This window comes from Paenibacillus filicis (assembly GCF_038070315.1).
Lineage (GTDB): Bacteria > Bacillota > Bacilli > Paenibacillales > NBRC-103111 > Paenibacillus_G > Paenibacillus_G filicis.
Genome location: NZ_JBBPCC010000013.1, coordinates 158,353 through 176,637, shown reverse-complemented (window position 1 = coordinate 176,637; position 18,285 = coordinate 158,353). Strand labels below are relative to the sequence as shown.

19 protein-coding genes are annotated in these 18,285 nt (G+C 52.8%); all 19 read left to right on the top strand.

Annotation, left to right across the window (positions count from 1 at the left end):
• The first annotated feature begins 10 nt into the window (after positions 1-10).
• Positions 11-1,009 (top strand): flagellar motor switch protein FliM, encoded by a 999-nt coding sequence (gene fliM / locus WMW72_RS20170; RefSeq protein WP_341417347.1) that lies wholly within the window; start codon positions 11-13, stop codon positions 1,007-1,009.
• A complete protein-coding gene (fliY, locus tag WMW72_RS20165; protein ID WP_341417346.1) occupies positions 999-2,306 on the top strand; it encodes a flagellar motor switch phosphatase FliY in 1,308 nt (435 codons plus the stop codon). The genes fliM and fliY overlap by 11 nt, the downstream gene beginning before the upstream one ends.
• Positions 2,307-2,336: 30 nt before the next feature.
• Complete coding sequence (locus tag WMW72_RS20160; RefSeq protein WP_072328935.1) at positions 2,337-2,699, top strand: response regulator; 363 nt, start codon at positions 2,337-2,339, stop codon at positions 2,697-2,699.
• Positions 2,700-2,773: 74 nt separating this feature from the next.
• Entirely contained in the window at positions 2,774-3,406 is a 633-nt protein-coding gene (locus WMW72_RS20155; protein WP_341417344.1) for a flagellar biosynthetic protein FliO, read from the top strand.
• 38 nt (positions 3,407-3,444) lie between these two features.
• A complete protein-coding gene (gene fliP, locus WMW72_RS20150) occupies positions 3,445-4,155 on the top strand; it encodes a flagellar type III secretion system pore protein FliP (protein ID WP_423227572.1) in 711 nt (236 codons plus the stop codon).
• 22 nt (positions 4,156-4,177) lie between these two features.
• Positions 4,178-4,447 (top strand): flagellar biosynthesis protein FliQ, encoded by a 270-nt coding sequence (gene fliQ, locus WMW72_RS20145; protein WP_341417342.1) that lies wholly within the window; start codon positions 4,178-4,180, stop codon positions 4,445-4,447.
• Positions 4,448-4,456: 9 nt separating this feature from the next.
• On the top strand, positions 4,457-5,236 hold the full coding sequence (fliR, locus tag WMW72_RS20140) for a flagellar biosynthetic protein FliR (RefSeq protein ID WP_341417341.1): 780 nt from the start codon (positions 4,457-4,459) through the stop codon (positions 5,234-5,236).
• 17 nt (positions 5,237-5,253) lie between these two features.
• A complete protein-coding gene (flhB, locus tag WMW72_RS20135) occupies positions 5,254-6,366 on the top strand; it encodes a flagellar biosynthesis protein FlhB (protein WP_341417404.1) in 1,113 nt (370 codons plus the stop codon).
• A gap of 41 nt (positions 6,367-6,407) precedes the next feature.
• A complete protein-coding gene (gene flhA, locus WMW72_RS20130; RefSeq protein ID WP_341417340.1) occupies positions 6,408-8,441 on the top strand; it encodes a flagellar biosynthesis protein FlhA in 2,034 nt (677 codons plus the stop codon).
• On the top strand, positions 8,438-9,793 hold the full coding sequence (flhF, locus tag WMW72_RS20125; protein WP_341417339.1) for a flagellar biosynthesis GTPase FlhF: 1,356 nt from the start codon (positions 8,438-8,440) through the stop codon (positions 9,791-9,793). Before flhA ends, flhF begins: the two co-directional genes overlap by 4 nt.
• A complete protein-coding gene (locus tag WMW72_RS20120; RefSeq protein WP_341417338.1) occupies positions 9,790-10,665 on the top strand; it encodes a MinD/ParA family protein in 876 nt (291 codons plus the stop codon). The genes flhF and WMW72_RS20120 overlap by 4 nt, the downstream gene beginning before the upstream one ends.
• A 74-nt stretch (positions 10,666-10,739) precedes the next feature.
• Positions 10,740-11,876 (top strand): protein-glutamate methylesterase/protein-glutamine glutaminase, encoded by a 1,137-nt coding sequence (locus WMW72_RS20115; RefSeq protein WP_341417337.1) that lies wholly within the window; start codon positions 10,740-10,742, stop codon positions 11,874-11,876.
• Between the two features lie 41 nt (positions 11,877-11,917).
• On the top strand, positions 11,918-13,972 hold the full coding sequence (locus tag WMW72_RS20110) for a chemotaxis protein CheW (RefSeq protein ID WP_341417336.1): 2,055 nt from the start codon (positions 11,918-11,920) through the stop codon (positions 13,970-13,972).
• A 43-nt stretch (positions 13,973-14,015) separates the two neighbouring features.
• Positions 14,016-14,477 (top strand): chemotaxis protein CheW, encoded by a 462-nt coding sequence (locus WMW72_RS20105; RefSeq protein WP_341417335.1) that lies wholly within the window; start codon positions 14,016-14,018, stop codon positions 14,475-14,477.
• Between the two features lie 38 nt (positions 14,478-14,515).
• Positions 14,516-15,103, top strand: coding sequence for a chemotaxis protein CheC (locus WMW72_RS20100; RefSeq protein WP_423227571.1), 588 nt, complete (start codon positions 14,516-14,518; stop codon positions 15,101-15,103).
• On the top strand, positions 15,100-15,594 hold the full coding sequence (locus tag WMW72_RS20095; protein ID WP_341417333.1) for a chemotaxis protein CheD: 495 nt from the start codon (positions 15,100-15,102) through the stop codon (positions 15,592-15,594). The genes WMW72_RS20100 and WMW72_RS20095 overlap by 4 nt, the downstream gene beginning before the upstream one ends.
• Before the next feature lie 2 nt (positions 15,595-15,596).
• Positions 15,597-16,034, top strand: a complete 438-nt coding sequence (locus tag WMW72_RS20090) for a hypothetical protein (protein ID WP_341417332.1) — start codon at positions 15,597-15,599, stop codon at positions 16,032-16,034.
• Between the two features lie 17 nt (positions 16,035-16,051).
• Positions 16,052-16,834 (top strand): FliA/WhiG family RNA polymerase sigma factor, encoded by a 783-nt coding sequence (locus tag WMW72_RS20085; protein WP_341417331.1) that lies wholly within the window; start codon positions 16,052-16,054, stop codon positions 16,832-16,834.
• 23 nt (positions 16,835-16,857) lie between these two features.
• The gene (locus tag WMW72_RS20080) at positions 16,858-18,267 is read left to right on the top strand and encodes a DUF342 domain-containing protein (RefSeq protein WP_341417403.1); all 1,410 of its coding nucleotides are present in this window, start codon (positions 16,858-16,860) and stop codon (positions 18,265-18,267) included.
• Positions 18,268-18,285 lie beyond the last annotated feature (18 nt).

Genomic DNA, 18,285 nt, shown 5'->3' with positions numbered 1-18,285 from the left:
GTGACGGGACATGGTGGATGTGTTATCGCAGAATGAGATTGACGCCTTGCTTGCGGCCCTTTCATCCGGGGAAATGGATGCTGAGGAGCTAAAAAAAGAAGACACGCAGAAAAAGGTACGGGCCTATGATTTCAAGCGGGCGGTTCGGTTTTCCAAAGACCACATCCGCAGCTTAACGCGTATCCATGAAAACTTTGCGCGCTTCCTGACAACCTATTTTTCTGCTCAATTAAGAACATTTGTGCAGATAAATGTGGTACAAGTCGAGCAATTGCCTTATGATGAGTTTATTCGCTCCATTCCCAAGATGACGATACTGAACATTTTCGAAGCGGAGCCGCTTGAAGGACGAATGGTGCTTGAAGTTCACCCGAACGTTGCTTTTGCCATGCTCGACCGGCTGTTAGGCGGAGCCGGGACTTCTCCTACGAAAATCAATGCGTTAACAGAAATCGAAACGATTGTGATGGAGCGAATTTTCAGCCGGGCGTTTGAGAGTCTGCAGGAAGCCTGGAAGACGGTGGTCGATCTGTCTCCTCGTCTGGAGGCTTTGGAGACCAATCCGCAGTTTATGCAGATCGTGTCGCCGAATGAAACGATTGCTCTGATCTCACTTAGCACCAAGATCGGTGATACGACCGGAATGATTAATCTCTGTATTCCGCACGTCGTCATTGAGCCGATTATGCCAAGGTTGTCGGTGCATCACTGGTTCGTATCCCAGAAGAAGACCAGCGCTCCTGAAGAGATGATGGCTCTCCAGAACAGGCTACACAAAGCGAAGCTGCCGATTATTGCCGAATTGGGCGAATCTCAGATTTCCGTGAAGGAGTTTCTGAACCTGAATGCGGGTGATGTCATTACCCTGAACAGGTCTGTGGATGAAGCCCTCCGCATACGGATCGGGGAGAAGCTCAAGTACTTTGGAACGCCGGGAACGACAAGGGGCAAGCTGGCGGTACAAATCAGTGAAGTTGTTCAAGAAGGAGTGGAAGAGAATGACGAGTAAGGATTATTTGTCTCAGGAAGAAATTGATGCTTTATTGAGACAGTCCTCTGAGAGCATGGGATCAGGCAATTCGGATTATTCGGATTCATCGGCACCACGTGTGGAAGAGTACCTGTCGCCGCTTGAGCAGGATGCTCTGGGCGAAATTGGAAATATCACCTTCGGAAGTGCGGCAACCGCGCTCTCGACGCTTTTGGGCAAGAAGGTCGATATCACCACGCCCCAGGTATCCATCATTGCAAGATCGGACCTGGTTAAGGAATTTCCGAAGCCTCACGTGGCCGTGCACGTCGACTATGTGGATGGCTTCCATGGGATTAATTTGCTCGTCATCAAGACACGGGATGCTCAAGTCATTGCCGATCTGATGATGGGCGGGGACGGAACCGGGCAAAATATGGAGCTGTCCGAAATACATATCAGTGCTGTACAGGAAGCCATGAACCAGATGATGGGCTCATCGGCAACCTCGATGTCGACGATTTTCAACCGGTTCGTCAATATTTCTCCTCCGGGCATCGACATTATGGACTTGACGGATGGAGTCGACTCGTCGTCGATTCCGCAAGAGGACGTATTCATCAAGATTTCGTTCCACTTGACAATCGGGGATTTGATAGATTCGACGATCATGCAGCTGCTGCCGGTCGGCTTTGCCAGAGACATGGTATCCATTCTGATGGGAGGGACAGAAATGTCCGAAACGACAGCTCCTGCACCATCAGTCCCGTCGATAGAGCCGACACCTGCCCAGGCAGCACCGCCTGCCCAGGCTCCTGCCGCCGCAGCGCCGTACCAGCAAGATCCTTATCAGCAGCCGATGCAGCAGCCTATGTACCAACAGCCGATGTATCAGCAGCCTCAGCAGCCGATGTACCAGGAGCAGCCGGGTTATCAGCAGCCGATGTATCAACAGCCTCCGGCCTATCCGCCGCAGCCTGCGAACTATGGCGTACCGACAGGACGCAACGTGAACGTGCAGCCTGCCCAGTTCTCGAACTTCACGTCACCGCAGCTCTCACAGGCCGAAGATACGAATTTGAACCTGCTCCTCGATATTCCGCTTAAGGTAACGGTGGAGCTAGGCCGCACACACAAAGTAATCAAGGATATCCTGGAGCTTTCCCAAGGCTCCATCATCGAATTGGATAAGCTGGCTGGTGAGCCAGTGGATATTCTGGTCAATAACAAGCTGATCGCCAAAGGTGAGGTCGTCGTTATCGATGAGAACTTCGGTGTACGCGTCACGGATATCGTGAATCAGTGGGACCGAATTCAAAAATTGCAACAATACTAAACTTACATTTCCTTAGGAGGACTTGAACCCATGGCTAACCGAATTTTGATTGTAGACGATGCAGCATTTATGAGAATGATGATCCGTGACATCCTGACGAAAAACGGCTACGAAGTGGTCGGCGAAGGCAATGATGGCGCTCAGGCGATCGAGAAGTTCAAGGAGCTCCGCCCCGATCTGATTACGATGGATATCACGATGCCGGAGATGGACGGGATTCAGGCTCTGAAAGAAATCAAAAAGATCGATGCGAACGCGAAGGTCATTATGTGCTCAGCGATGGGTCAGCAAGCGATGGTTATCGATGCGATTCAAGCAGGTGCTAAGGACTTTATCGTGAAGCCGTTCCAGGCGGACCGCGTAATTGAGGCTATCAAAAAGACGCTTGGCTAGGGAGCTAAGCGTTGCTTGCGCCTCAGCTTCAAAGCTATCAAGCACATCCACACAAACCGAAGGGAATGTGAACATTGAAAAGACTCGCAACCAAGACGCTGCTTTCCGTTCTGATCGTCTGGTTACAAACCGCGGTGTTCGCTGCTGTTTGTTTCGGGGAAACGGGGACGGAGCCAACCGGTTCGAGTCCTTTTGACTCACCGGATTCCTTGTACGCTGCAGGGGATACCTTCGGAATGATTGTCAAGGTGATCTTTTTTCTTATTGTTATTATCGTCATGTTCTTCATCATAATGAAGATCATTGCACAAAAAAATAAGGTTTTCTCCGGACGTGCAATCCGCTCCCTGGGCGGATTGCCGCTTGGTCCGAACAAGTCGGTTCAAGTGCTGGAGATCGGCAAATCGCTCTACATCGTAGGCGTGGGGGACAATGTACAGCTGCTGGAGAAGGTGACCGACGAGCAGGAAGTAGCGAGCATCAGCGAAGCGATGTCTTCAGGTTCCTCTTTGGTCAGTCCGGGCTTTCAGACAGTTGGCGATTGGATCAAGAGCCGTCGCCGGAAGCCGGAAGCGGAGGAAGAGCTGGATATCGATCACCCTTCCTTCCAGCATGTGTTCCAAAGCAAGATGACGGACCGCAAGAAGCTGATGGAGGAATTGCTTCAGCAGGACAATAATTCAGATCGGTTGAAGGATAAGTCATGAAAACGTGGATCAAATCAGTAGTGCTGCTGTTGTTCGTCATGATGCTCGCTTCTGTAGGTGGACAAGCATGGGCAGCCGATCCGATCCCCGGTATCAATATCGATATTGGCGGATCAGGCAACGCCTCCGGAACGGTCACCATTCTGCTCCTGATTACGATCTTGAGCATCGCTCCCGCGATTCTGGTGATGATGACCAGCTTTACTCGCATCATTATTGTGCTCGGCTTTGTACGTACCTCCCTGGGTACTCAGCAGATGCCGCCGAACCAGGTGCTGATCGGGCTTGCCTTATTTCTAACCTTTTTCATTATGGCTCCGACTTTCGGAGACATTAATCAGAATGCTTTTCAGCCTTTCAGCAAAGGTGAGATTACGCAAACCGTCGCTTTGGAAAGAGCTTCGCTAACCATGAAGGAGTTTATGTTCAAGCATACCCGGCAGAAGGATCTGAAGCTGTTCCTGGACTACACCAAGGCGCCGCCGCCGAGTGGAGTGGAGGATACCCCTCTTACTGCGCTGGTTCCGGCTTATGCGATCAGCGAGCTGAAGACTGCATTTCAGATGGGCTTTATGATCTTTATCCCTTTTCTGGTTATCGATATGGTCATTGCCAGTACGCTCATGGCGATGGGGATGATGATGCTCCCGCCAGTCATGATCTCGTTGCCGTTCAAAATACTGCTATTCATTCTCGTGGACGGTTGGTACTTGGTCGTACGATCGCTGCTGCTGAGCTATAACTCATAACCGGACATGGAGGGATCTTGCATTGAGCACGGAGTTTATTATTCGGTTGGCCGGTGAGGCTGTGTATACGACGCTGAAGGCCAGTGCCCCGATGATGGTCATTGCCCTTGTCGTCGGCCTGATCATAAGCGTGTTTCAGGCCACTACCCAAATCCAGGAGCAGACGCTGGCTTTTGTACCGAAAATCGTGCTGGTGCTGTTGTCGATTTTGGTTTTCGGACCGTGGATTTTGAATACGCTGGTGGACTTTACCTATAACTTGATGAACAATTTGTACAAGTTCGTAGGGTAGGCCCGGAGGATGGAATGGATCCTATCTTATTTTCCGGCGTATATGCTAATCTTGTGCCGGGTGACCTCTTTTTTTCTGGTGGCCCCGATCTTCTCGGCCCGTAACGTACCTACGCAGTTCAAGCTTGGATTGTCTTTTTTCATCGCCCTCGCCGCGTTCGGCGGAGCTGGGGCCCAAGCGGGAGTTGTCATTGACGGTCTGTACATACTTGCAATTATCCGCGAAATACTCGTCGGCTTGTGCCTAGGCTTCGTAGCCTACCTGTTCTTTACGGTCGTGCAGGTCGCCGGTGCATTCATTGATATTCAGATGGGGTTCGGTATTGCGAACGTCATCGACCCGATGAGCGGTACACAGAGCCCGGTAATTGGCAACCTGAAGTTTATGATCGCGACGCTTTTGTTTCTGACTTTGAACGGTCATCTGTATTTGCTTGAAGCGGTGATGCGGAGTTATGAGTGGATTCCGCTTTCGAATGATTTGTTTGACAGGATGTACGGGGGACAAATTTCGGAATTCATCGTGAAGACATTCTCTGAGGTGTTTGCGTTAAGCTTTCAGATGGCGGCGCCCCTCGTCGTAGCGATGTTTCTGACCGATGTCGGTCTCGGGCTGCTCGCCCGGGTGGCCCCACAGTTCAATATTTTCGTCATCGGGCTGCCGCTCAAATTATTGATCGGGCTGCTGATGCTGGTGCTGTTGTTTCCGGGCTATGAAATTTTGTTTACGGACATATTCGCCAAGATGATGGAAGCCATGAAAGGGTTCTTCGGACTCTTTCAGAATTGATGGGAGGAATGGCTGGTATGGAAGGGATGGACGTGGCGAGTCCGGCATTTCGCCTGCGGCTTGACCTCCAGCTGTTCGCTGGAGAGAAGACGGAGCCCGCGACACCTAAGAAAAAGCAGGATGCCAGGAAAAAAGGGCAAGTTGCGAAGAGCATGGAATTACCTGCCGCCTTCATTCTTTTTTTCTCCTTTCTCTCGTTTTTTGTTTTCGGAGGGTTCATGAAAACCCATCTTGTCGGCATGTTCCGTTCCGTCTACACGGATTTTCTGCTGCTGAGTGTGACCGCAGACAATGTGCTTGTACTGTTCGAGAAGCTGGGTCTTCAAATTCTGATGATTGTAGGGCCGATCTTCCTGATCTCCGTAATCATCGCCATTGCAGGCAATTACCTGCAGATCGGCTTTCTGATGACGGGCGATCCGCTGATGATGAAGTTCAGCAAGATCAATCCGCTCGAAGGGGCTAAGAAGCTGTTCTCGATGCGGGCTGTCGTCGATTTCCTGAAATCGATGCTCAAGATGTCCGTTATCGGATACATTGTGTATTCGACACTGATGGGGGAGCGCGAGCATATTATGCAGCTGGCGCATCTGCCTTTGGAAGAAATCTTGTCGTTTACCTCTTCGCTCGTCCTGATGCTTGGTGTGAAGATTGGTGCCGTATTGATTGTACTGGCGGTCCTGGATTATATGTACCAGAAGTATGAGTATGAGAAGGGGCTGAAGATGTCCAAGCAGGACATCAAGGATGAGTACAAGAAGTCGGAGGGTGACCCGCTGATCAAAGGTAAGATCCGGGAGAAGCAGCGCCGCATGGCTCTGCAGCGGATGATGCAGGATGTGCCGAAAGCCGATGTGGTCATTACGAATCCGACTCACTTTGCCGTCGCGCTTCAGTATGACGGATCCCAGATGCAAGCACCTACAGTGATTGCCAAGGGTTCGGATTACGTCGCTCTGAAAATCAAGCAAGTTGCCAAAGATCACGGGGTTACGACGATTGAAAATAAACCGCTCGCCCGTGCTTTGTACGCACAAGTGGAAATCGGCGAAGCGATTCCCGCCGACATGTTCCAGGCTGTGGCCGAGGTACTGGCCTATGTGTACAAGCTGAAAGGCAAAGCCAATTAAGAAACGCATGATGCGTACGTTACGGAAAGGGGGCACCGGCATTGAAACCAAGAGACTTTGTCGTTCTTATTGGCGTAATCGGCATCATTCTCATGATGGTCGTACCGCTCCCGATTTGGCTGTTGGACTTTTTGCTTATTATGAATATTACGCTGGCGCTTATGATTATCCTGGTTGGCATGAATACGACCGATGCGCTGCAATTTTCCATCTTTCCTTCCCTGCTCCTGATTACAACCTTGTTCAGACTGGCGCTCAACGTTTCTACGACCCGGAACATCCTGGCTCATGCGGATGCCGGTAATGTGGTCGAAACCTTTGGTTCTTTCGTCGCGGCAGGCAACCTGGTTGTCGGTTTCGTCGTGTTTATCATTCTCGTACTCGTGCAATTTATTGTCATTACCAAAGGTTCCGAGCGCGTTGCCGAAGTAGCGGCAAGATTTACACTCGATGCTATGCCGGGCAAGCAGATGAGCATTGACGCCGATCTGAACGCCGGTATGATCAACGAGCAGCAGGCCAAGGAACGGCGTGAAAAAATCGCCCGCGAGGCAGACTTCTACGGAGCGATGGACGGTGCGAGTAAGTTCGTCAAAGGTGACGCGATTGCTGGGATTATCATGCTCCTTATCAACATCATCGGCGGGTTGATTATCGGGGTTGCCATGAAGGGCATGAGCTTTGCGGAAGCAGGGGAGAAGTACTCGATCATGACGATCGGTGACGGTCTGGTCAGCCAGATTCCCGCGCTTCTGATCTCGACGGCTGCGGGAATTATCGTGACCCGGGCCGCCTCGGACGGCAACCTGGCACATGACCTGACCAGCCAGTTGTTTTCCTATCCCAAGCTGCTGTACATTGCGGCAGGTACGGTTACGGCGCTGGGTCTGTTTACGCCGATTCATTTCTGGACGACCTTCCCGATCGCTTTGCTGCTAGGGTTCGCCGCTTACCGGATGACACAAACGATGCAGCGGAAGCAAGCGGAAGAGGTGCAGCTCGAAGAAGAGCAGCAGATCGAGGAAGTCCGGAGTCCGGAGAGCGTCATCAGTCTCCTGAACGTCGATCCGATCGAGTTCGAATTCGGTTATGGCCTCATCCCTCTGGCTGATACGCAGCAGGGTGGCGACCTGCTTGACCGGATTATCCTGATCCGCAGACAGTGTGCTTTGGAGCTTGGCGTTGTGGTACCGGTCATTCGGATACGGGATAACATTCAACTGAGACCTAACGAATATATCATCAAGATCAAAGGCAACATCGTGGCTCGCGGAGATTTGCTGCTCGGTCATTATCTCGCGATGAGCCCTGGTTTCGATGACGATTCCATTACGGGCATCGATACGCTGGAGCCTGCATTCGGACTTCCAGCGCTATGGATCGATGAGCCGACCAAGGAGCGCGCCGAACTGTCTGGTTACACTGTCGTCGATCCGCCGTCTGTCGTAGCGACGCATCTGACCGAAATTATCAAGAAGCATGCCCATGAGCTTCTCGGGCGTCAAGAGACGAAGGCACTCATCGAGAATGTCAAGGAAAGCTATCCGGCTCTCGTGGACGACCTGATCCCGAATGTACTGTCGCTTGGGGATGTACAGAAGGTGCTGGTCAAGCTGCTCCGCGAGAAAATCTCGGTCCGCGACCTGGTCACCATTCTCGAGACGCTCGCCGATTACGGAACGTATACGAAGGATCCGGATGTGCTGACCGAGTATGTACGCCAGGCATTGTCCCGCCAGATCACTCAGCAGTATACGACAAGCGGAGATTCGCTCAAGGTCATTACCGTCGGGCCGAATCTCGAGAAGAAGATCGCCGAGTCGGTGCAGCAATCGGATCAGGGAAGCTACCTGTCCCTCGATCCGACCTCGACGCAGGTGATTTACCAGCGGGTGACCGATCAGGTCACGAAGCTGCTCCAATCTGGGCAGCAGCCGATCGTGCTTACATCACCGACGATTCGTATGTATTTGCGCCAGCTGCTGGAGCGGACGATGCAGGATATTCCGGTGCTGTCTTACAGCGAGCTGGAGCCGAGCGTTGAAATTCAAAGCATGGGGGTCGTTAACTTATGAGAGTGAAGCGATACGTCGTCGATTCCATGCCGGATGCCCTGCAAAAGATTCGCAACGATCTCGGCAAGGATGCGGTCATTATCAATACCAAGGAGGTCCGCACTGGCGGCTTCCTGGGGATGTTTACCAAGAAAAAGATTGAAGTTATCGCCGCTATGGATCAAGCGGCCTCCGGTCCGTCAGGGAAACCTGCGGACCCGCCGTCGTCTTCGCGCCAGTCAGCACAGCCGCAGGCTTCCTTGTCTGCGGTCGCCACGACGGCCAAACCGTTGGTGGCCGCTGCTTATGGCGCCCAGGCGGGTCATGCGCCGCAAGCCGTTCAACCCGCGATGACACAAGCTTCGCGAGAAGAGAAGCTATCGCTGGCCTTTCCTGAGGTACCGGATGTTTTCCCGGAAACGCCCGCACCGGCCGCTTCGCCGCTCCCCATCGCGCCGTTTCAGCGCTCGCAAGCAGCAGGCATGATTCGGGCCAAGGAGGATATGCTGCTCGATGAGATCAAGCAGATGAAGGACATGATGCTGAAGCTCTCTCTACGGCAAGGCGAGGTGGAGGAGCAGCACCCAAGTCTGCAGCGATATGAACGCAGATTGCTGGAGCAGGAGGTAGATCCGCTGCTCGTCGATGAGCTCATGGCTGTCGCAGCCGAAGAGGCGGTGCGGGAGGAGGCGGAGCTGACCGAGGAGTTCGTCAGACATTCCCTGGAGAAGCAGCTGCTCGCGATTCTCGCGGGCGATGGTGTAAAGTCGATCGCTGCGGATACCCGGATTGCCCATTTTGTAGGGCCGACCGGTGTTGGTAAAACGACAACCATCGCCAAACTCGCTGCGGAACAGGTGCTTAAGCATCAGCGCAAGGTAGGCTTTATTACGTCCGATACGTACAGGATCGCAGCGGTCGAGCAGTTGAAAACATACGGGACGATATTGAATGTGCCGCTGGAAGTCGTTTTCTCACCGCTTGACCTGAACAGAGCCTTCGAGAACCTGAAGGACTGCGACCTCATCTTCATGGATACGGCGGGCCGGAATTTCCGCAATGAGATGTACGTATCCGAGCTGAATGCCCTTCTGCGGTCCGGAGGGAAGAGCGAAACATTCCTCGTGCTTAGTCTGACGACGAAGTACAAGGATATAAAGGCCATTACGAGTAATTTCAATAAGTTCAAACTGGATAAAGTGTTGTTCACCAAGTTGGACGAGACGGATTCCTATGGAGCGATTCCTAACATCATCCGCGAATTTGGACTGCAGCCTTCCTATGTGGCGAATGGACAAAGCGTGCCCGATGATATTAGGGTACTGCAAGAAAAGCAAATTATTGATCTGATTCTGGAGGATCGGGAACCATGACGGACCAGGCACAAGAGCTTCGGAATCTGATCAAGCATCAAGGTGCCCTGCAAGGGGAGAAATCAACGCGCATCATAACGATTACCAGTGGCAAGGGAGGCGTCGGTAAGTCTAACTTCACGTTAAACTTCGCGCTGGCTTTGCAAAATAAAGGGTTTAAGGTGCTGATCTTCGACGCCGATATCGGCCTCGCTAATATTGACGTGCTGATGGGGATTACATCCAAATACAGCCTCTATCATCTGCTCAAACGGGAGAGGACGGTCTGGGATATTATTAACACCGGGCCGCAGGGGCTGCAGTTTATTGCCGGAGGCTCGGGGTTCAATGACCTGATCAGGCTCTCGGAGGAGCAGCTCGATTATTTTGCCGACCAAGTCAATCAATTGAATGGGCATGTTGATTTCATCCTGTTTGACACGGGAGCCGGCTTATCGAAGGAAACCTTGAAATTTATTCTGGCGGCCCAGGAAACGATCGTCGTCACGACGCCGGAGCCGACCTCGATTACCGACGCGTACGCGATCATTAAAATGGTTCATTCGATGGACCACAACGTAAATTTCAGGCTGGTCGTCAACCGGGTGCTGGACTGGAAGGAAGGCCGGCAAACCGCTGATAAGATCAGTATGGTAGCTAAGCAGTTTATGAATCTGGACATTCCCACGATCGGTTATGTATGGGATGATGCGGCAGTTTCGCGGGCGGTCAGAAAACAGGTGCCGTTTATGCTGGCTTTCCCGGAGAGCTCCGCAGCGAAGTCCCTAGGCCATCTGACGAATGATTTTCTAGCCAATCAGATGCCTGCGGAGACTCAGTCCGCTTCGGTCAAGGGCTTCCTGAACCGGATGGTCCGTCTGCTTAAACAATAATCGACCGGTATTCCTTCCTGTGCGAATCAGCTACTGGCCTTCAGACCTAATTGACAACGTAGAGGAGTGGTACTATGCAGCAGCCGTATGATGTTCTGGTCGTGGACGACTCGGTCTTCATGAGGAAGCTGATCTCGGACTTCATATCGGAGGACCCGTCATTACGCGTCGTAGGTACGGCGAAGAACGGTAAAGAGGCTATTGAACTTGTGAAAAAATTCCGTCCCCATGCCGTAACGATGGATATCGAAATGCCCATCATGAACGGCCTGGAGGCGTTGCGTGTCATTATGAAAGAGTGCCCGCTGCCCGTCATTATGCTGAGCAGCTTGACTCAAGAAGGAGCCTCCGAGACCATCAAGGCATTGGAGTGGGGCGCTTTTGATTTTGTAGGCAAGCCTTCGGGCTCCATTTCGCTCGACCTGCACAAGGTAAAAAGGCTCATCTTGGAGAAGCTTCACGCCGCTGTCCGCACCAAAATGAAGCGGGTCAGCTTCTCGCCAGAGGTATTGGAGCGACAGGCGCCCTTACCGCCTCCGTTATCCAATCCGCTGCTGCCTCGTCCTGTGGCTGCTCGTCCGCCTTCGGCGGAGCCTTTGTCCGGGCGCAAGCTTGGACCCGTGCAGCAATTGGTTGCCATCGGTACATCTACGGGGGGCCCGAGGGCACTGCACCAGGTGCTTGCCCATCTTCCGGGGGAGCTGGCCGCTCCGGTCGTTATCGTTCAGCATATGCCTCCCAATTTCACCAAATCGCTGGCGATCCGGCTTGACTCGGTCTCCGGGCTGAAGGTTGTCGAGGCCGAGGAAGGCATGGTGCTGGAAAACGGAGCGGCCTACGTGGCTCCCGGCGGATTCCATATGGCTGTCGCGCGGAATGGATCAGGCGGATACCGGATTCATCTGAGCAAGGATGAACCCCGTGGCGGACACCGGCCTTCTGTGGATGCGCTGTTCGAATCGCTGCTGCCGCTCAAGGAGCTGAAGCGTCATATCGTTATTATGACCGGTATGGGCTCGGACGGAGCGAAGGGAATGAAGGCTTTGCTCGATGCGGGAGCTGTCACGACGATCGCCGAAGCCGAGAACACTTGTATCGTCTACGGGATGCCTCGCGCCGCAGTGGAATTGAAAGGAGTCACTCACGTATTGCCGCAGCAGGAAATTGCTGGGAAACTGGTAGCCGTTGTCGGTGCTGCAAATCTGTCTTAGTGTGAAATACATAAAATGATGACCATGACGGAGGTGTGCTTATGGAGATGAATCAATATCTCTCGATGTTTATTGACGAATCCAAGGATCATTTGCAAGCGATCAATGAAAACATGTTAAGCCTCGAGAGCAGTCCGGAAGACATCAGCATTGTTCAGAACATATTCCGCTCCGCCCATACCCTCAAGGGAATGTCGGCTACGATGGGCTTCGAGGATATCGCTTCCCTTACCCATGAGATGGAAAACGTGCTGGATTTGGTTCGCAATCATAAGCTGAAGATGGACTCGTTCATTTTCGATTGTTTGTTCAAGAGTTTGGATTCTCTCGAAACCATGGTTGACGATATTATTCAAGGCGGAACCGGTAAGGCCGATGTTACCGCCGTCGTTGCTGCACTCAAGTCCATTGTCTCCGGAGATTATCTGAAGGCTGCCGGCTCAGCAGGAGCCCAGGTTTCTACGGCTGCCAATGGCCAAGGGGGCGCTGCTGAGCTTGACGAGTTCCAGCTGTCGATTCTCGAGCAGACGATTGAGGCAGGCATTCCGGTATTCTGGATTGAGGTATCCGTCAGACCGGATTGCGTCCTGAAGGCGGCGAGAGCCTACATGGTGTTCAACGTGCTGGAGCAGAATGGGGAAGTGATCAAGTCGCTGCCGGCTGTCGAAGACATCGAGCAAGATAAATTCGATCAGAAGTTTTCTGTTTACTTCATATCCCAGACGGACCAGGACACGCTCCATGCTCAGATTGCCAGTGTCTCTGAAATCGATCGTGTAGAGATCGTCGTGCTGGATCAAGAGAAGCTGACTGCTCGGATGCAGCCGGCAGCTGCGGAGATCATTCAGGCGAAGGCTGAGGTAGCCGCTGGTTCCGCTCCGGCTCCTATAGCGGAACCAGCCAAGGCGGTGGAGAAGAAGCCTGCGGCATCCGGTACGCCGGTTGCCAACCGTACGATCCGCGTCGATATCGAGCGTCTGGATACGCTGATGAACCTGTTCAGCGAGCTGCTGATTGACCGCGTGCGGCTGGAGCAGTTAGCCAGCGAAATTCGCAAGAATGATTTGACCGAGACGGTCGAGCATATGGCCCGCGTAAGCAGCGACCTGCAGAACATCGTGCTCAAGCTGAGAATGGTGCCGGTCGATACCGTATTCAACCGGTTCCCGCGGATGATCCGCGACGTTGCCAAAAGCCTGGACAAAAAAGTCGATCTCATTATCACCGGCGCCGAGACCGAAATGGACCGTACGGTAGTCGATGAAATCGGCGACCCGCTCGTGCATTTGCTGCGTAACGCGGTCGACCATGGACTCGAGCCTACGGTGGATCGCATTGCTGCCGGAAAGCCTGAGACGGGAACGATCAACCTGCGTGCTTATCATAGCGGAAATCATGTGTTCATCGAAATTGAAGACAACGGTCGCGGAATCAACCGGGACAAGGTGCTGGATAAGGCGATTCAGAACGGAGTCGTCACCAAGGAGCAGGCGGCCCGTCTGTCGGACAATGAGGTCTTTCTGCTGCTGTTCGCCTCGGGCTTCAGTACGGCTGACAAGATCTCGGATATTTCCGGCCGGGGCGTCGGTCTGGATGTGGTCAAGACGAAGATCGAGAGTCTCGGCGGCCGTGTGCAGGTAGAATCGACCTATGGCGCAGGGTCCAAGTGGACAGTTCAGCTGCCTCTGACCTTGTCGATTATCTCGGCGATGCTGGTGCGGCTGAAGAACGAGAAGTATGCCATCCCGCTTTCGTCCATTGTGGAGACGGCTGCCATCAAGCAGGAGCAGATCCGCAAGGTTCACGGTAACCGCATGGTCGATTACCGCAATTCGGTCATTCCGGTCGTGTCACTGGCCGAGCTGTTCGATGTACCGGGTGAAGAGAGCAGCCGTACTGCTGATACCCAGATCGTCGTCATCCGCAAGGGGGAGAAGATGGCTGCGCTCGTCGTGGATGAGTTCATCGGTCAACAGGAGATCGTCCTGAAGACGCTTGGCAAGTATTTGACCAACTTGTTTGCCACTTCCGGAGCGACAATTCTGGGAGACGGGCAGGTTGCCTTGATCATCGATACGAACGCCTTAATCAAATAAACTGCCGATTTCAGGCGAGCACGATCATTTAAGGAGGATGGGTATGGGACAAGAAATGAAGGTCATCGTATTTGCACTTGCTCATGAAGAGTATGGGGTCGAAGTAGAGAAGGTCAAAACAATCGAACGGCTGCAGCCGATGACACGGGTGCCCAAAACGCCGGAGTTTGTGAAAGGCGTCATCAACCTGCGGGGCGTGGTTACGCCTGTTATCGATTTGCGGGGGCGGTTCGGTTTCCCGGAGAGCGAGTATACGGACAACTCACGCATTATTATTGTAGCGGTAGGTGATATAGAAGTCGGATTGATTGTAGATTCGGCCAATGACGTGATCGATGTCGACTCCGATCATATCGACGACCCGCCGGAGATTGTGGGCGGCATCAAAGCGAAATACCTGCATGGCATCGCTAAGGTAGGCGATAACCGTCTTTTGATCCTGCTCAACCTGCAGGAAGTGCTCAATAAAAGTGAAATCGTTCAATTGGAAAACGCAGAGGAGTAGTCAGCGTGGAAGCATTTAACGCATTTGCCGAGTTTCAAATGGACGTACTGAAGGAAGTAGGCAATATCGGTGCCGGACATGCTGCTACCGCGTTGTCCAAGCTGCTCGATAAGCCGGTCGATATGCTGGTGCCTAAGGTGCGGATGGTTCCCTTCGAAGAAATTGCCGATAGCGTAGGCGGAGCCGAACAGGTCGTGATTGCGATCTTCCTCCGGGTCGAAGGGGAAACGCCAGGCAACTTGTTCTTTATCCTGAGCTTGGATTCCGCAAAGAGGCTGCTGCATAATCTGGTCGGCATCGATGTGGTGAGCGATGAAGAATATACGGAGATGGAGCTTTCGGCCTTGAACGAGATCGGCAATATATTGGCCGGATCGTACCTGACCTCTCTCGCCGACTTCACGAACCTGAATATGCAGCCTACGGTTCCTTCCCTGGCGATCGATATGGCCGGTGCCATCCTCGGTTACGGATTGCTGCAGTTCGGTGAGATGGGTGATCAGGCGCTTCTGATTGATACGAAGTTTCTGGATGGACAGGAAGAGATGGAAGGTCATTTCTTCCTGATCCCTGATCCGGAATCTTTCGAGAAAATTTTCATTGCTTTGGGAGTGCATACTCCATGATCCAAGAGAACCTCATCAAGGTCGGGATGGCCGATCTCAATGTGGCGCATCAGACAGGTGTGCTGAAGACGACGGGACTCGGCTCTTGCGTAGGCCTGACTTTGTACGATGCAAGAGCGAAGGTTGCCGGCATGGCTCATGTCATGCTGCCAAGCTCTGAGATTGCCAGAGAAGGCAAACTCAATATCGCCAAATATGCCGATACGGCGCTGCCGGAAATGATACGCCAGATGGAGCAGCTCGGCGCGCAAGCCAGCCGGATGGCTGCGAAGATGGCTGGAGGCGCACAAATGTTCTCTTTCGGCAGCCAGTCGGACACGATGCGGATTGGTCCGCGAAATGTCGAGTCCTGCAAGGAAGTTCTCGCCCGTTACCGCATTCCCATCCTGGGGGAGGATACGGGCGGCAACTATGGAAGAACGATCGAATTCGACTGTGTGACGGGAGTTCTCGTCATCCGCAGCGTCCAACACGGAGTGAAGGAATTGTAGCCATGATCGGATCAATCAAATGGAACTTCATCGTCGGCGGCCTTGCTTTTGTCATTACCTTCGCGTTGTCTGCCGGGAATAATATCTGGCTTACTACATTATTAAGAAGCTGTTACAGCTTTGCCATCCTGTTCGTCGTGATCTTTGCCTGCCGGTGGCTGCTCGGGACGTTTGCAGGGCTTGGCCATGCAGGCCAGTCCGAGTCTGAGGAAGAAGGGGATCCCGGCAAGGGTACCACCTTCGACGCCGTTACGCCGCCGGATCAGGACGCTGAGCTTCACCAGATGCTGAAGAACCGGATCGACGAGGCTGCTCCGGCTGCCCAGGACGCCTTGTTCGCACCGTTAAACCCGCCGAAATTGTCAACCAAGGTCGACGAATCGTCTGAGGAGACTTCCAAGGAGCTCTCTGAGGCGCTTCGCCGGATGATTGAAAAGTAAAGGTTGGTGAATCCTTCATGATCGGGCAAAAATCGCATCTAGCGAATATAGATAAATGGAAGCAGTGGAGAGAGGAACGGAAGCTGGAGGCCAAGCAGACTTTGATCGAAACCTATCTGCCTCTGGTCGACTATGTGTCCGGGCGCCTGTCCATCGGCTTGCCCAAAAATGTATCGAAGGATGATCTCACGAGCTATGGGGTCATGGGCCTCATCGATGCGATTGAGAAGTTTGACTACGAGCGCGGTCTGCAATTCGAAACGTATGCTTCCTGGCGGATTCGCGGTGCGATTATCGACGGTCTGCGCCAGGGGGACTGGGTGCCTCGCTCGGTCCGCGAGAAGGCCAAGAAAATCGAGGAAGGCTATCAGAAGCTGGAGCAGCAATATCTTCGCTCGGTGACGGATGCCGAGATGAGCCAGTACCTGCAGATCACTGAAAGTGAATTCCAGCAGATGGTGCAGGATATTGCTGTGACGACGGTTTGCTCTGTCGATGACCCGATTCGTGAGGAAGAGGCGGAGACGCGCTTGTCCATCCTGATTGATGATAAAGCCAAAAGCCCGGAGTCTACGGTTCATGATGTGTACTTGAAGGACACGCTGGCTCTGGCCATCGAGCGTCTGACAGAAAAAGAAAGAACGGTCGTATCCTTGTTTTACTACGAAGAACTTTCATTGAGCGAGATTGCCGAGGTCATGAGTCTTTCCCCATCCAGAATCTCGCAGTTGCACTCCAAAGCGATTCTGCGGTTGAGGGGTTCCCTAAGCCGCCACAGAACGCAATTGTTTCAAGACTAAAGCGAGGAAAGCGGGGGATCATGATGGGCGAAATGACGATGCCGTTAAATTATTACTTGGATGTCGTATTATCTGATGATAAGCTGACAGCATTTTTGCAATTTACGAACCGTGATGAGAAATTTGCGGCTACGCTGGAGCAACTGCAAGAACTGATCCGGTCCTATCATGTTGTGCACGGAGTGGACCAAGCGATATTACTGGAAATTGTGAAGGATCCATCCTCGTTTTTTTATGCGAAGACGGCTATTGCCACCGGACAGGCGCCTAATCATGGTGCTGACGGACAAATTCGGATGCTGTACGATCTGAGCGGTCATGCGAAGAAGCCGACGGAGATGGAAGATGGGAAGGTTGATTATAAAGAAGTAACTACTTTTCATAATGTGCGTAAAGGCCAGCTTATTGCGCAGCGTATTCCGGCCGGTCAGGGCGCACCTGGGAGGGCCGTAACGGGAGAAGTCCTCTTTGCCAAGGATGGTAAGGAAGCACGGTTCAAGTTGGGGAAAAACGTCGTGACCGACCCGGAGCAGTTGGCGCTGTATGCGGCCATCGATGGAATGGTGACGAAGACCGACAGGGAAAAAATTAATGTGTTTCCGATTTTCGAAGTCAACGGGGACGTCGACTACAATATCGGCAATATCGATTTTGTCGGGTCTGTTGTTATTCGGGGCAGCGTGCTTCCGGGCTTCCGGATCAAAGCTGCGGGGGATATCCGTATCACAGGCAACGTAGACGGAGCAGATCTCGAAGCCGAAGGCTCTATCGAAATCAGTGCTGGAATTCTCGGACATAACAAGGCTGTCGTGCGGGCAGGTAAGCGGGTCAAGTGCTCCTTTATCCAGGACGCTACCGTGGAAGCCGGCGAGGAAGTCTTGGTTACGCAGAGCATCATGCATTCGCAGATCCGTGCAGGCAGATTCGTTTACTGTCAAGGAGCCAAAGGGCTGATTGTCGGAGGCCAGATCCAGGCCGGCGAGTGTGTCATTGGACGGACCGTGGGCAATGCGATGTCTACGGTTACGGCTATTGAGGTGGGTGTGCTGCCGGAACTTCGTAACGAGATGCAGCAGCTTCGCGCAAACTTGAGGTCCTATAATGAGAACCACGACAAGACCGATAAGGCGCTGGTGTTGCTTGATCAGCTTGCCGCCGCAGGTCATCTGACCCCCGACAAGGTAGGGCTGCGGATTAAGCTGAACCACACCAAGAAGCAGGTGGCCGAGGATATATCCAATGCCAAGGAACGGATCATGGAGATTGAAAAATCGCTGGAGGATTCGGAACAGGCGAGGGTAGAGGTTATCGGCAATGTATTTAGTGGAACCAAGATTGTGATCGGCCGTTATACCAAGTTTATTAAGGATACTTCTCCGCGAGTGAAGTTTCAGCTGGTCGATGGCGATATCGCGATGATGCCGATACATTAAGGAGCCGGGAGGGAAGCC